A 15,912-nucleotide genomic window follows, 5' to 3' on the forward strand; every position below is an offset into this window, starting at 1 on the left:
GCTCTTGGTTCTTTCTAATTTAAAAACTCATAAATCCCCGCTGCGCCTTGTCCTGTACCAACGCACATGGTCACCATTCCGTATTTTCCTTTCATATCGCGTTTGCGCATTTCATCAAAGAGCTGGACGGATAATTTTGCTCCGGTACAACCCAGTGGATGTCCTAAAGCAATAGCTCCGCCATTTACATTGACCATTTCTGGGTTCAAGCCCAATTCACGGATAACTGCCAACGACTGCGAAGCAAAGGCTTCGTTCAATTCGATGAGTTCCACATCATTTTGTTGCAATCCAGCTTGTTTCAACGCTTTTGGAATCGCTTTTACAGGACCAATTCCCATAATGCGAGGCTCAACACCGGCTGCGGCATAATTTACCAAACGGGCAATGGGTTCTAGATTGAGTTCTTTTACCATTTCTTCACTCATGACCATGACAAAAGCGGCACCATCACTCATTTGTGAGGAATTCCCTGCTGTAACACTGCCACCAGCGGCAAAAACAGGTCTCAATTTGTTCAAGGTAGGAATGTTGGTGTCCTTTCGGGGTCCTTCATCCTTGTTGACGGTATAGTTTTTAGTTTCTTTTTTTCCGGCTTCGTTTACAAAAGTGTGATGCACCTCAATAGGAACGATTTGGTCTTGGAACCGATTTTCCTCTTGGGCTTTCAACGCTTTCATGTGGGAGTTGTAGGCAAACACATCCTGATCTTCACGGGAAACTTTGAATTGTTTTGCAACCGCTTCAGCAGTAAGTCCCATGCCCCAATAATAATCTTCATGGCCTTCCTTGGCAGTAGCGTAATCAGGAGTTGGTTTGTAACCGCCCATGGGAATGTAGCTCATACTCTCCGCACCTCCTGCAATAATACAATCTGCCATTCCAGATTGAATTTTAGCTGTAGCGATTCCAATAGTTTCCAATCCAGAGGCACAATACCGGTTGACGGTTACCCCTGGAACATCTTCAATGTCCAAGCCCATTAAAGAAATGAGTCGGGCCATATTTAAACCTTGCTCGGCTTCTGGCATGGCGTTGCCCACAATGACATCATCTATGCGTTTTTTATCGAGTTGGGGCAGTTCCTTCATCATGTATTCGATGGTCTCCGCGGCCAATTCATCAGGTCTTTTAAACCGAAACAAGCCTCGTGGTGCCTTACCCACTGCCGTTCTGTATGCTTTTACAATATATGCTGTTTTCATTTTTCTTTTTGATTTTTAGATTCAAGAACCGAGAGAAAAGACTTTGGTCTTAGCCCACATTCTTGACTCCTTTTTTTAATTGCGAAGTGGCTTTCCGGTTTTCAACATGTGCTGGATGCGTTCCAAAGTCTTCCGTTCGGTACATAGCGAAAGGAATGCTTCACGCTCCAAATCCAACAAGTATTGTTCACTTACGTAATTGGCTTCAGATAAATCTCCTCCGGCCATTACGTAGGCCAGTTTATCGGCAATTTTCTTGTCGTGTTCCGATATGTAATGTCCTGCTTCCATGGAATCGGTTCCTACCAAGAACATTCCAAGTGCCTGTTTACCCAAAACCTTCACATCTTTTCGTGGTATGGGTTTCGTGTATCCTGCTTCCGCCATTAATTTGGCATAAGCCTTGGCGGTAGCTATTTGTCGGTCTTTGTTCACAACCACTACATCTTTTCCTTTTTGCAGGATGCCCAAATCAAAGGCTTCATAAGCTGAAGTCGACACTTTCGCCATACCGATGGTCAAAAAGTACTCTTGCAACACGTTCAGTTCCACATCATTCTTTTGGAAGGTATCGGACGCTCGAAGCGTCATTTCCTTAGAACCGCCTCCACCGGGAATGACCCCAACGCCGAACTCTACCAACCCGATATAAGTTTCTGCGGCTGCGACCACCTTATCTGCATGCATGGAAAGTTCGCATCCACCTCCTAAACACATGCCATGTGGAGCAGAAACGGTCGGGATGGACGAATAGCGCATACGCATCATGGTATCCTGAAAGTACTTGATGGCCATGTTCAACTCATCATATTCTTGCTCGACGGCCATCATGAAAATCATTCCAATGTTGGCTCCAACAGAGAAATTGGCGGCTTGGTTACCGACCACCAATCCTTGGAAATCTTTTTCCGCCAAATCAACAGCTTTGTTCAGTCCAGCCAAAACATCACCACCAATAGTGTTCATTTTGGATTGGAATTCACAGTTCAATATGCCATCACCCAAATCCTCAATGACCACGCCGCTGTTTTTGAATACTTCCTTGGACTTTCTGATGTTGTCCAAAATGATAAAGGCATCCTGACCTGGAACTTTTTCCATGGTCTTTTTTGGGATATCATAAAAGTAAGTGGCACCGTCTTTTACGGTATAGAATGAGTCGATACCCGCTGCTCTCATTTCGGCGACCCAAGAGGCTGCTTCCAATCCTTCGGCCTTGATAAATTCCAGACCCTTGTCCAGTCCCACAGCATCCCAAATTTGAAATGGACCATGTTCCCAGCCGAATCCGGCTTTCATGGCATCATCAATCTTATACAATTCATCGGTGATTTCGGGAATGCGATGGGTAACGTAGGCGAACAACGCCCCGAAGCTTTTACGGTAAAACTCCCCTGCTTTATCTTTTCCATCCACCAAGACAGGAAATCTATTGATGACCTTATCTATGGTCTTGGTAAGCTCCAAGGTGGCGAATTTTGCACTCTTTTTGGCGCGATAATCCATCGAATCCAAATCCAACGTGAGGATTTCACTCTTGCCATCATCACCCTGTACTTTTTTGTAGAAACCTTGTCCGGTTTTGCTGCCCAACCATTTGTTTTCCATCATGGTATTGATGAAATCAGGGAGTTGGAACAGCTCATGGCGCTCATCATCCTTACAGTTTTCACTGATACCGTTGGCCACATGCACTAAAGTGTCCAACCCCACCACATCAACCGTACGGAAGGTAGCGGATTTTGGTCGACCAATGACAGGTCCCGTAAGCTTGTCAACCTCTTCTACCGTCATGCCCATTTCTTTTACGGCATGGAACAGGCTCTGAATGCTGAAAATCCCTATTCGGTTACCAATAAATGCGGGCGTATCTTTCGCCACCACCGAAGTTTTGCCCAAATACTGTTCCCCATAACTGTTCAAGAATTCCAAAACTTCTGTGGAAGTTTCGGGACCAGGGATAATTTCAAAAAGTTTTAGGTACCGGGGTGGGTTAAAGAAGTGGGTTCCGCAGAAATGTTCTTTGAAATCCTGACTTCTGCCTTCGCTCATAAACTTAATCGGTATGCCCGAAGTGTTGGATGTTATGAGTGTACCCGGAGTTCTATATTTTTCCAAGTTTTCGAAAACTTGTTTTTTAATGTCCAATCGTTCCACAACCACCTCAATAATCCAGTCGACTTTGGAAACTTTGGAAATGTCATCCTCTAAATTTCCAGTTGTAATTCGACTCGCAAATTTTTGATGGTAAATAGGGGAGGGTTTTGACTTTAATGCTGCAGCCAAGGCGTCGTTCACCAAACGATTACGAACCACTTTATCCTCCAAGGTCAGGCCTTTGGCCTTTTCCTTGTCGCTAAGTTCCCTTGGTACAATATCCAGCAATAAAACCTCGACACTGATATTGGCAAAATGGCAGGCAATGCCGCTTCCCATAATACCAGAACCGATAACGGCAACTTTATTGATATGCCTTTTCATTGATGTATGTTTGTTTTAATTAGTCGTTTTTATGTACACTTTTTTATCTGAAATCAGTTTGTTGATAATGTCCGCAGTCTTAAAGAAACCGGCAAGATCCTCTTCAGAGACGTTTTCCTTGACCACTTCATTAAAACGGAGTACAACGTCCTTGGATTCCTTTCGTTTTTCAAGTCCCAATGCAGTAAGGTGAATTAAAACCCCTCTGCCATCATTAGGATTTGGTTTCCGTTGGATAAATCCTCTTTCCTCAATATTTTTTAAAATCCTGGATAAACTTGTGGATTCCATTCCCATTTTGGGTCCCAGTGCGGTACTTGGAGTGCCTTGCTTTGGGTCGATGCTCAAGAGCGTAAAACCTATGGCCATTGTAACTCCATAGTTCTTGGCCTCTTCATTGTACATTTTACTGACGGCTTGCCAAGTGGCTCTCAATGCATAGTCAATGGTCAAATCTTTCATAGAACAGGTTTGGTGTTTTCAAATATATGAAAATTTATTATGCATGCATAATAAATTGAATCAAAATATCCTATGAAAGTGAAGTCGTCTAAATTGTAATTGTGGACTTACTATTTTAGTAAGGAATGGGAGAGGTCAGTGACCGTAAATATCATTGTAGAGATCTAAATATTTCTCCTTCACAATTTTACGTTTTAGCTTCATGGTAGGGGTTAGGTGCCCTTCTTCCACACTCCAAACATCTGGGGTAAGCCTAAATTGTTTAATTTTCTCCCATTTGGCAAAATCTTCGTTGGACAGATCTACCTCCTCTTGAAAACGGGCAATAACCTTTTCATTCTTGACCAAATCAGAATTTTCACCTATAGCCACTTGATGTCGTTTGGCCCATTCACGGACAAAATCGAAGTTAGGTTGAATCAGTGCAGCGGGCATTTTTTCACCTTCACCAACCACCATGATCTGTTCTATAAAACGGGATTCCTTGCATCGGTTTTCCAATAATTGTGGTGCGACATATTTCCCTCCCGAGGTTTTGAACATTTCCTTCTTGCGATCGGTAATCTGTAAAAAGCCATCTTCATCAATCTCACCAATATCTCCCGTGTGAAAATACTCCCCTGTCATCACTTCTGCTGTTTTTTCTGGGTCTTTGTAATAGCCCATCATTACGTTGGGTCCTTTGCAAAGGATTTCTCCATCCTCGGCAATTTTAATCTCAACACCATCCATAATTCTGCCCACCTTGCCTATCTTCCAACCGTGGTTGCGAATTTCACTCACTGAAATCCCAGGGGAGGTTTCGGTCAAGCCGTAGCATTCCATAATGGGCATATCCGCAGCGGCAAAAATATGTCCAAGTCTAGGCTGTAGTGCTGCACTACCGGAAGCCATCATTTCCAGATTGCCTCCAAGTGCTTCTTTCCATTTGCTGAAAATCAATTTTCTAGCCAGCTTTAGTTTCAGTTCATACCACCAACCATTTGCCTTGTAGGGCTCAAATTTGAATCCAAGTTCCACGGCCCAAAAGAAAAGCTTCTTTTTGATTCCGGTCAGTGCCGTACCCTTGGCAATGATGGCATCGTATACTTTTTCCACCAATCTTGGCACCACGGTCATACAAGCTGGCTTTACTTCTTTGACATTATCACTGATTTTATCCAGTCCTTCTGCAAAATAGATTTCATAGCATAGATAGATGTATGCATACGAAAATGTTCGCTCAAAAATATGGCAGAGGGGAAGGAAACTCAGAACCCTATCTCCAGGTTTAAGGGGCAATCGGTTTTGTGCAGACAGCACATTCGATACAATGTTATTATGGGACAGCATCACACCTTTGGGTTTTCCTGTGGTTCCAGAGGTATAAATTAGAGTGGCCAAATCACCAGGAGATACTCCTTCTTTTCTTTTTTCAACTTCTTCTTGTGTGGACGTATCCGCTCCAAGTTCCAAAACCTCTGTCCAGTTTTTGCAATTGTTCAATTGATCAAAAGAATACACATCTTTTAAAGTCTTGAGGTTTCCACTGATGGCCAAGACTTTTTGAAGTACTTCATCACAGGATACAAAGCAATATTTGGCCTCGGAATGGTTCAAGATATATTCATAATCTTCTTCAGCAATGGTTGGATAGATGGGCACATTCTGCGCACCTATTTGGAGTATGCCTATATCGGAAATGCACCATTCGGTTCTATTGGTAGTGGAAATTAGTGCAATCTTATCATTAGGTTTTACACCTAGTTGAAGCAAGCCCCTGCTAAATGCATTGGCTTTATCAATATATTCTTTTGTTGAGGTTGCTACCCATTGGCCGTTGTATTTAGTGACCAATGCCTTTTCGAGGGGGTGTTTTTCCATTTGGTAGTATGGAAAATCGAACAATCGGGTAACTGTTTGCATAGTAAGTTTCTATTAGGTAATTGCAAAATAGGGAAAGGAAACGGTATTTTAAAACCACTTATTCAAAAAGGGACATAAATTTCTACCAATTTTACACAAAATGTAATTTCATGCCCTCGTGGGAATCGGTAAAGCCCAAGGACTTATAAAACGCCAGTGCATCTGGTCTTTTTTTGTCTGTGGTCAGTTGTACCACGTGGGCTCCTTTTTCTTCGGATTTTGAGATGGCCCACTTGAATAATTCTTTTCCAATTCCTTTACCGCGAAAGTTTTCATGGACCCGAACCGCCTCTATTTGTGCCCGGATTCCGCCTTGATAGGTAAGATATTGAATAAAGCTCAATTGAAGCGTTCCAATGACTTGACTTTCTTCATTTTCGATGACTACCAATTCTTGATTGGGGTCATTGAAAATATTACCAAAGGCTTGGTAGTAGGTGTCAGGAAGAGGGTCTCTATACGCTTCCCGAAGCTTGCCCAATGTATCATTGGCCAGCATGTGCACTATGGCAGGAACATCTTCTTTTTCTGCTTTTCGTATCATTAAACAAAAAAGGCTGATATTAAAATCAGCCTTAACTTTTAAAATAACAATAATATAAAAATTGCTACTTCAACTAATGAGATTTTTATCTCAATATTACCAGATTTAATATGCATGGTAATTTAGTTGTTGTATGCTCAGTATCCAGAGCGATTCATCCAAAGTATAGAGTTTTAAAACAGCAGCGAGTATCTATACCGTTAACTAATGTGACTCACTGTGATAAAGTTAATTATTTTTTTCCACCCACTCTCTAGCATTTATAAAAGCTTGCAACCATGGTGACACCACATCAGTTCTATCCTTTGGATAGTGGGCCCAGTTCCATGGAAAAGTGGACCGCTCAATATGTGGCATGGTCACCAAGTGGCGCCCTGTTTTGTCGCAAAGCATAGCGGTGTTGAAATCACTACCATTGGGATTGGCGGGATAACCGTCGTACCCATATTTGGCTACAATGTCGTACTCGCTTTCAGCATGGGGGAGGCTAAATTTACCTTCCCCATGACTTATCCAAACCCCAAGCGTGGTACCTGCCATGTTGGAAAGCATTACCGAATTGTTTTCTTGTATTTTTACCGAAGTAAATCCGCTTTCGTGCTTGTGCGATTCATTATAGGTCATTCTGCCGTGGGTTTCATGTTCTGGATTGATCAAATCCAATTCCATAAACAATTGGCATCCGTTGCAGATTCCAACAGATAGCGTATCGGGGCGGTCAAAAAAGTCCTTTAACGCCTTGTTAGCCTTTTCATTGTATTTAAAAGCACCGGCCCAACCTTTGGCACTTCCGAGAACATCAGAATTCGAGAATCCTCCCACAGCACCAATAAATTGGATGTCCTCTAAAGTTTCCCGTCCCGTGATAAGGTCGGTCATGTGCACATCTTTCACATCAAATCCGGCCAGGTACATGGCATTGGCCATTTCCCGTTCCGAATTACTTCCTTTTTCACGAAGAATGGCCGCTTTGGGTCTCTGGTTGAGCGGTGGTTCCTGAGCGGAGTCGAAGGAAGCCAACGGAAGCTTTCCATCAAAATTTTCAGGAAAGACATAATGTAATGCCTGATTCTTGTAATTGTCATAACGGTCTTTGGCCAAACCTTTTGCAGTCTGCTTGTTGTCCAACAGATAGGAAGTTTTGAACCACGTATCACGGAGTGATGTAATGTTTAGTCCAATCTCAACGCCATTATTTTTGATGCTGAGGGTGCTCTCCGAAGTAACACTACCAATTTTATGGAATTCAATGCCGGCATCGTGCAATACGTTTTCTACGGAAGCATCCTTGGCTTGGAAAACGAGCCCGGTATTTTCTGAAAACAACAGTTTAATGCTGTCCGATTCTCCAATAGAGGTTAAATCCAGTTGTGCTCCAAGGTCATTGTCGGCAAAGCAGAGTTCAAGTAGTGTTGTAATCAATCCTCCGGAAGCCACATCATGACCTGCCAAAATCTGGTTGTTTTTAATCAACCCTTGTAGGGTGTTGAAAACAGTCTTCACATATTCCGCTTCCAAAACCGAAGGCGTTTCATTGCCAATACCATTCAATATTTGGGCAAAGGAAGAACCTCCCAATTTGTGGTTGTCCTTGGAAATGTTAATGTAGTAGATGTCTCCCCCATCTTTTTGGAGCACAGGTTCTACCACCTTGGTGATATCATTGCAATGTGCTGCTGCCGAAACGATTACGGTTCCAGGAGACAGTACTTCTGCATCCTTATATTTTTGTTTCATGGAAAGGGAGTCCTTTCCGGTAGGCACATTGATACCGAGTTCAATGACAAAATCAGACAAGGATTCCACGGCTTTGTACAAGCGGGCATCTTCACCTTCATTGCGGCAGGGCCACATCCAGTTGGCGGATAGCGAAACGGACTTCAATCCCTCTTTTAAAGGAGCCCAAACCATATTGGTCAAGGATTCCGTTACACTATTTCGACTTCCCGCAACAGGGTCAATCAAAGCGGAAATGGGAGAATGCCCAATAGTAGTAGCTATCCCTTCCTTGCCTTTAAAATCCAGGGCCATCACCCCACAGTTGTTCAAGGGTAATTGCAATGGACCGGCACATTGTTGCTTCGCCACGTGCCCACCCACACATCGGTCTACTTTGTTGGTCAACCAATCTTTACAGGCTACGGCTTCCAGTTGCAATACGTGCTCCAAATACTCATGGAAATGCTCCAAGGAATAGGAGAGGGGTGGATAAGTTTGCTGTGCGGATTTATCATCCATGATGGTCTTGGGTGAGCTTCCAAACATATCCGAAAGTTCCAAGTCCATCGGTTTTTCACCAGAATTGTGGGATTCAAAAGTGAAACGATGGTCACCAGTAACCTCACCCACATTGTACATGGGGGAGCGCTCACGAGCGGCTACGCGGTCCAGCAAATCCAAGTCCTTTTTCCCGATTACCAATCCCATACGTTCTTGGGATTCGTTCCCAATCAATTCTTTTTTGGAAAGGGTAGGGTCACCAATGGGCAATTTATCCGTATCGATATTTCCTCCAGTTTCTTCAACCAGTTCCGACAGACAATTGAGGTGTCCACCAGCGCCATGGTCATGGATAGAAACAATGGGGTTATCATGGCTTTCCAACAATCCACGAACAGCGTTCGAGGCTCGTTTTTGCATTTCAGGGTTGGAACGTTGTACAGCATTCAACTCTATGGCGGAACTAAATTCACCTGTATCGGCACTGGAAACAGCCGCACCACCCATTCCAATACGGTAATTGTCGCCACCTAGAACGACTATTCTGTCTCCTTTTTTGGGTGTATCCTTCAAGGCTTGGTTGGTTTTACCATAACCGATACCTCCAGCCATCATAATTACTTTGTCGAAGCCTAATTTCCGGGCTTCTTCTTGATGTTCAAAGGTGAGTACCGAACCTGCGATGAGTGGTTGCCCAAATTTGTTTCCAAAATCGGAGGCACCATTGGAGGCTTTGATCAAAATATTCATTGGAGTCTGGTAGAGCCATTCACGCTCTGACATCCCTTTTTCCCAGGGACGGTCAGCCTCCAACCGAGAGTAGGAAGTCATATAGACTGCGGTTCCTGCCAAGGGCAACGACCCTTTTCCACCCGCCAAACGGTCGCGAATCTCTCCTCCGGAACCCGTTGCGGCTCCGTTGAAAGGCTCTACCGTTGTTGGAAAGTTATGCGTTTCGGCTTTTAGGGATAATACCGAATCAAATTCTTTTTCTTCGTAAAAATCGGGTTGATCGGCACTTTTTGGCGCAAATTGAATCGCTTTCGGCCCTTTAATAAAAGCCACATTGTCTTTGTAGGCCGAAACAATATCGTTAGGATGGGCTTCGGAGGTCTTTTTGATCAATTTGAATAGGGAAGAGGGCATCTCTTGACCGTCAATCACAAAGGTGCCGTTGAAGATCTTATGTCGGCAATGCTCCGAGTTCACCTGACTGAAACCAAATACTTCAGAATCCGTCAACTTACGACCCAATTTTTTAGAAAGCCCTTCGAGGTATTCAACTTCCTCGTCACTCAAAGCCAAACCTTCTTTTTGGTTGTAGGCGGCAATGTTGGCAATCTCCTGAATGGGCTCGGGAACGATGTTAATCGTATAAATATCCTGACCCAATCCCTTGTATTTTTGGGAAAGCATGGGGTCGTACTCCGTAAAGTCTTCGGCAACGGCATGGAACTCCTCAATCCGAATAATTCCAGTGATGCCCATATTCTGGGTAATCTCGGTGGCATTGGTGCTCCATGGGGTGACCATGGCGGCCCGTGGCCCAACAAAAAAGGCGTCGAGTGACGCCGCTTGTATCTTGGGTTGGTTGCCAAATAACCATACTAATTTTTCAATATCTTCCTTTGCAATCTCTTGAGCGGTTTGGACGGCAAAAACCTTGGTAGCCTTGTCCCCAAAAAAATGGATCATACAATCTGAGCGTTGAACGGTTTAAGAAAGTGCAAATTTACGATTTTGGGTTGGATTTCATCACTTCGAGACCAGAGAGTTTTGAACCGTGTGTGTTGATAGTTGATTCATCAATTCTAATCCATCATCGATGCATCCATCCTCTTGATCACCACTTCATTGTATTAGCTTTAAAAATGATGGATTTGTCTTTGAAGTATGGAAGAAAAAAGAATTTCTAAACGCAGACGCCTGATTATTTTCATAACCCTTTTCGGCATCCTATTGATTTTGGCCGGGAGTTGGGACGATCGCGAATGGATTAACTTTTTCAGGCATCTTCTTAGAAATATATTTCTAAGCCTTTTTTGATACCCTTTTTACCTAAGTGTTTGACAGATTTCAATCCAATACAGTGTAATTGTCTTGAAATACCAATGATTTAGGTGGTATTTTGTTGAGTAGTAAAAATTAAAGCGTAACTATCAAGCAGCATAGTAATTCTTGTAACGTTTCCCTATCTTAGAAGGATTAATGCTAATTCAAAATCCAACTCTATGAAAACTGTCAATACCCTATTGACCGGGGCACTATTATTTTGCTGTGTTGCATCTACTATCGCCCAAAAAAAATACTCCAAAAAACAAATTGAAAAATTAAAGACCGAGGTAGCCCAAATTGTGGAAGACCACAAAAAGCAGTCCCAAGTAATGGTGGACAAGATTTTCAGCTTTGCTGAACTCGGTTTTCAAGAGGAGGAGAGCTCCAAATACCTCACTGGCATATTGGAAAGTAATGGATTTGCCATAGAACACTCCATTTCAGGAATTCCCACGGCATGGTTTGCTACGTGGAGCAATGGAGATGGCCCTACAATTGCGCTGGGCAGTGATGTGGACTGTATTCCCAAAGCTTCGCAATACCCTGGTGTGGCCTATCACAAACCTATGGTGGAAGGTGCGCCCGGTCATGGCGAGGGCCACAATTCTGGTATTCCATTGAATATCACATCGGCCTTGGCGGTAAAAGAAATCATGGAGCGTGAAAATATTGGAGGCACCTTGATTCTTTGGCCTGGAATTGCCGAGGAATTGGTCGCCGCGAAAGCATGGTATGTACGTGATGGTCTTTTTGATGATATTGATATGTGCATCTTTACCCACGTAGGGAATAATTTTGGGGTTTCTTGGGGTCCCACCCGAGGAACTGGACTCATTTCCGTGGAATACCTTTTTGAAGGGGAGGCTGCACACTCGGCTGGATCACCATGGAGAGGAAGAAGTGCCTTGGATGCCGCTGAGCTGATGAACATCGGGTGGAACTACAAACGCGAGCATTTGCACCCTTTAAAACGTTCGCACTCCATTTTCACCGATGCGGGAGATCAACCAAACGTTGTTCCTTCTAAAGCAGCCATCTGGTTCTATTTTAGAGATATAAAATATGAAGGCATCATGGAGATGTATGCCCAAGCCAATGATATTGCCAAAGGTGCCGCTTTAATGACAAATACCACCATGACATCCCGAGTTTTAGGGACTGCATGGCCCAGACACTATAATAAGGTGATTGCTGAAACCATGTATGAGAATATTGAAAAAGTCGGATTGCCCACATGGTCTGAGGCAGACCAAACCTTGGCTAAAGCCGTACAAACTGAAGTAGGTTCTGAAAAAATTGAGGGCTTGCCCACCGAGTTGGACGGTATTGGTCTCCCAGTATTGGAACCTATAAGCGGTGGTTCGGATGATATTGGGGACATTTCTTGGAAAATCCCAACCGTTACTATGCGCTTTCCTTCCAATATTCCTGGGTTGCAAGGCCATCACTGGAGCAACGCTATTGCTATGGCCACACCTATTGCCCACAAAGGGGTTACGGCTGGCGCAAAAGCAGAGGCCATGACCCTATTGGACTTTTTGTTGAAACCTGAATTACTAACGGGTGCCTGGGACTACTTTAACAATGAACAGAGCAAAGAGACGAAATATGAACCCATGATTGCTGCGGATGATATGCCACCCATTTATTTAAACAAAGAGAAGCAGGGTGAGTTTCGTGACGAGTTGGAGAAATTCTATTACGATGAGACCAAATATGACACCTATTTGGAGCAGTTGGGGGTTGAATACCCTACAGTAAAGGAGTAGGAATGAATTGAATTGTCAGTTCGAGCGGAGTCGAGAACCTTTAATGCGCATCTCGACTGCGCTCGATATGACGCTGGTGTAAATCAGTTAAAAGATGCCCTAAATTCTACAGGTGATTGCTTGGTCTTGCTTTTGAAAAGTTTACTGAACGATTGGGAGTGTTCAAATCCCAAAGTGTAGGCAATCTCACTTATGGAAAGTTGTGTCGTTGACAGTTTTTCCTTTGCTTTTTCAATCAATTTTTCGTGGATATGCTGCTGGGTGCTCTGTCCGGTCAATACCTTGAGTAGACTGCTCAGATAGTTGGAGGAAACATTCAAGGCTTCCGCAACATATTGGACCGTAGGGAGCCCTTTATGAACGGCTTCCTCGCTGTTGAAGTAAACGTTGAGAAATTCCTCCAACCGAACCAAAATCTCGTGGTTGGAAATTTTTCGTGTGATGAATTGACGTTGATAATAGCGTTCTGCATAATTGAGAAACAGTTCCATTTGAGCAATGATGATATTTTGACTGAATTTATCCGTATTGGAATGGTATTCCTGCTGAATGTTCAACAAGATATCCGTTAGGGTTTTCTCTTCCTTTTCGGAAAGAAAAAGAGCCTCATTAATAGCATATCCGAAGAATTCATAGTTTTTGATGTTTTTGGCCAGTGGGGTATTCCATAAAAAATCGGGATGAATCAGCAATAGCCAACCAGAAGGTGCTGTTTCGGAAGGCAACATTTCAAGCTGAAGTACTTGTCGGGGAGCAATAAAACTCAACAGCCCCTCGTCAAAATCGTACTCCTGTTGACCATATCTTACCTTGGCAGGTATATCTCGTTTTAAACCAATGGAATAGAAATTTTGTATCCAAGTGACCTCCTTCTCATGGGTTTGGTAATTCACTTTTCCATAATCAACCAAGCTAACCAAAGGATGCTCTGGTTTTGGCAGGTCGCAAAAGGTGTGGAATTCACTCAATGTGTTGAAGGTATACATGTAAATTTGTATCAAAAATTTGAAAGAAAATGCCGGCCGAACCAAGTGGTCGGCCAAGCACTTACCAAATTAACCATTAATTCGCAAAGTCGGTGGAATAGCTTAATTCCTTACCTGCGCGCAAGGCGCTTTCCAAGGTTTTCAATTTATTCTCGACCATGGCATACGCATCACTTCCCAAGAATAAGTGTAGTATGGGATTGTCACTTTCAGCCACTTGGATTAGGACTTCCGCGGCTTTTTCGGGGTCGCCCAACTGATTTCCGGAAATTTCTTCAATGTGAAGACGTTCAAACTCGCGGGCTTGTGCATAGATATCCATTCTGTTAGCGGCCAAATGCAAGGAATCACTCGTCAAGAATTCAGTACGGAAATAGCCAGGGTAGACCAGTGTGGTATTGATTCCGAACGGTTTTGCTTCTTCTGAGAGAGCCTCGGTTAGCCCAACCACAGCAAATTTTGTGGCACAGTAGATACCAAATCCGGGGAAGTTGGCCACCATACCTGCAACGGAAGCAATATTGAAAATATGCCCAGAACCCTGTTTCCTTAGAATCGGCATGGTTTTGCGAACTACATTGAGAAGCCCAAAGACATTAACGTCAAAATTTTCACGGGACTCTGCGTCGGTCAACTCTTCCAAGGTTCCATTTTGACCATATCCTGCATTGTTGACCACCACATCCAGACTTCTAAAGGTTTCAATTGTTTTGGAGATTCCCGAGGCCACACTTGCCTCGCTCATTAAATCAACCTGCAAGGGCAGAAAATTCTCCTGATTGCCCACCGCACTTTCCAGCGCAGTTAAACTTCTTGAGGTAGCAGCAACCGGGTACCCTTGGTCCAATAACTTTTTCACGAGCGCCAGTCCAAGACCTTTTGAGGCCCCTGTGACCAACCAAACTTTTTTTGTGTCCATTTTTCTTTGTTTTAAATTTTTATGAATTGACACTGCAAAGTTGGTTCCAATAAAAAAGAGGGATGTAGCCAAATCCTTGGTTGTTGTAGTCGAATTTGGAAGCTAATATTTTAAGAGAGTATAAGTTCTAATTCTTTTTCAACAAAGCCATATAAAATCCATCAAAGCCACTTTCGGAGGCATAGACGTTTTTCTCCTTGATGAATTCAAAGTCTTGTCCGGCTTCGGATGCCAAGAATTTGTTGACCTGCTCTGTGTTTTCTTGGGGAAGGATGGAGCAAGTGGCATATACCATCTGTCCTCCTTTTTTTAGCATTTTGCTATAGTTCTGAAGAATATCTTGCTGTACACCCATGATTCGGTCAATGAATTCAGGTTCCAACTTCCATTTGGAGTCGGGATTTCTTCGAAGTACGCCCAAACCGGAGCAAGGAGCATCGAGCAATAGTCTATCAGCACTATTGTGCAATTTTTTAATGACTTTGGTGGAATCAATGACCCTGGTTTCAAAATTATGGACCCCATTTCGTCTTGCTCTGATTTTGAGTTTTTTCAACTTACTCTCATAAATATCCAAAGCGATCAACTGACCTTTATTTTCCATTTGCGAAGCCAAGTGAAGGGTTTTGCCTCCAGCACCGGCACAGGCGTCAATGACACGTTGCCCAGGTTTCACCTCCAAAGAGGGAGCAACCAATTGGGAAGAAGCATCCTGAACTTCAAACAGCCCATCCTTAAAAGCTTCTGTGGTAAAGACATTCTTGCGCTCTTTCAGGCGAAGGGCATCTGGGTATCCTTCCAAGGTTTCGGTTTCAATATCGTCCTTGCCCAAAAATGCCTGTAATTGTTCCTTTTGGATTTTTAGGGTGTTGGTACGGAGGATGACATCGGCCTGTTGGTTCAATGCGGCAATTTCCTTGGTCCAAAGTTTATCTCCCAATGCTTTCTCGCCCAATTCGTCTATCCAATCTGGAATGGATTCCCGAAACTTCCTAATTTTTGACAACTCATCAAACCGTCCCTTGATGCGGCGTTCAGGGGTGCCTTCCAGCTGTTTCCAATCAGGAATTCGGATACCCCGCAACACACACCATACCGAAAACAATCGAAACAAATGGGGGCGGGTGAAGGGTTCGTTCGTTTCAGCGATTTCAGCATAAAGCCGTTTCCATCGAACAATATCATACGTCGTCTCCGCAATAAAGGCGCGATCCCGAGAGCCCCAACGCTTATCATACCGTAACACTTTTTCAATGACTTTATCGGCATATTCCCCTTCATTGAAAATCATATGCAAAGCATCAATTACGGCAAAAACAAGATTTCGATGTAAACGCATGGTGTAAAATAAGGTTGCAAAGGTACC

Annotated in this window: 10 protein-coding genes; 1 reads left to right on the forward strand and 9 read right to left on the reverse strand. The window is 43.5% G+C overall.

What is annotated here, in order from left to right:
- Positions 1 to 14 precede the first annotated feature (14 nt).
- The 6 genes from J0X14_RS08750 to purL form a co-directional block, all read right to left on the reverse strand.
- Positions 15 to 1,205, reverse strand: coding sequence for an acetyl-CoA C-acyltransferase (locus J0X14_RS08750; RefSeq protein WP_207097372.1), 1,191 nt, complete (start codon positions 1,203 to 1,205; stop codon positions 15 to 17).
- A 75-nt stretch (positions 1,206 to 1,280) separates the two neighbouring features.
- Positions 1,281 to 3,686, reverse strand: coding sequence for a 3-hydroxyacyl-CoA dehydrogenase/enoyl-CoA hydratase family protein (locus tag J0X14_RS08755; RefSeq protein WP_207097373.1), 2,406 nt, complete (start codon positions 3,684 to 3,686; stop codon positions 1,281 to 1,283).
- A gap of 15 nt (positions 3,687 to 3,701) precedes the next feature.
- Positions 3,702 to 4,148, reverse strand: coding sequence for a MarR family winged helix-turn-helix transcriptional regulator (locus tag J0X14_RS08760; RefSeq protein WP_207097374.1), 447 nt, complete (start codon positions 4,146 to 4,148; stop codon positions 3,702 to 3,704).
- A gap of 135 nt (positions 4,149 to 4,283) precedes the next feature.
- Positions 4,284 to 6,053 carry an AMP-dependent synthetase/ligase gene (locus J0X14_RS08765; RefSeq protein ID WP_207097375.1) on the reverse strand — a complete coding sequence of 590 codons (1,770 nt, stop codon included), beginning with the start codon at positions 6,051 to 6,053 and terminating at the stop codon, positions 4,284 to 4,286.
- Between the two features lie 91 nt (positions 6,054 to 6,144).
- Positions 6,145 to 6,597, reverse strand: coding sequence for a GNAT family N-acetyltransferase (locus J0X14_RS08770; RefSeq protein WP_207097376.1), 453 nt, complete (start codon positions 6,595 to 6,597; stop codon positions 6,145 to 6,147).
- Between the two features lie 228 nt (positions 6,598 to 6,825).
- On the reverse strand, positions 6,826 to 10,512 hold the full coding sequence (gene purL / locus J0X14_RS08775) for a phosphoribosylformylglycinamidine synthase (protein ID WP_207097377.1): 3,687 nt from the start codon (positions 10,510 to 10,512) through the stop codon (positions 6,826 to 6,828).
- Positions 10,513 to 11,048: 536 nt separating this feature from the next.
- Between purL and J0X14_RS08780 the strand changes: the two genes are divergently transcribed.
- Entirely contained in the window at positions 11,049 to 12,641 is a 1,593-nt protein-coding gene (locus J0X14_RS08780; RefSeq protein ID WP_207097378.1) for an amidohydrolase, read from the forward strand.
- A gap of 83 nt (positions 12,642 to 12,724) precedes the next feature.
- Here J0X14_RS08780 and J0X14_RS08785 read toward each other — a convergent pair whose 3' ends face one another.
- The 3 genes from J0X14_RS08785 to J0X14_RS08795 form a co-directional block, all read right to left on the reverse strand.
- Positions 12,725 to 13,627: a helix-turn-helix domain-containing protein gene (locus J0X14_RS08785; protein WP_207097530.1), complete on the reverse strand. Its 903-nt coding sequence runs from the start codon at positions 13,625 to 13,627 to the stop codon at positions 12,725 to 12,727.
- 76 nt (positions 13,628 to 13,703) lie between these two features.
- Positions 13,704 to 14,546, reverse strand: a complete 843-nt coding sequence (locus J0X14_RS08790) for an SDR family NAD(P)-dependent oxidoreductase (RefSeq protein ID WP_207097379.1) — start codon at positions 14,544 to 14,546, stop codon at positions 13,704 to 13,706.
- Positions 14,547 to 14,673: 127 nt separating this feature from the next.
- Positions 14,674 to 15,885: an RsmB/NOP family class I SAM-dependent RNA methyltransferase gene (locus J0X14_RS08795; RefSeq protein WP_207097380.1), complete on the reverse strand. Its 1,212-nt coding sequence runs from the start codon at positions 15,883 to 15,885 to the stop codon at positions 14,674 to 14,676.
- Positions 15,886 to 15,912: the final 27 nt, after the last annotated feature.

This window comes from Allomuricauda sp. CAU 1633, assembly GCF_017313225.1.
GTDB lineage: Bacteria > Bacteroidota > Bacteroidia > Flavobacteriales > Flavobacteriaceae > Flagellimonas.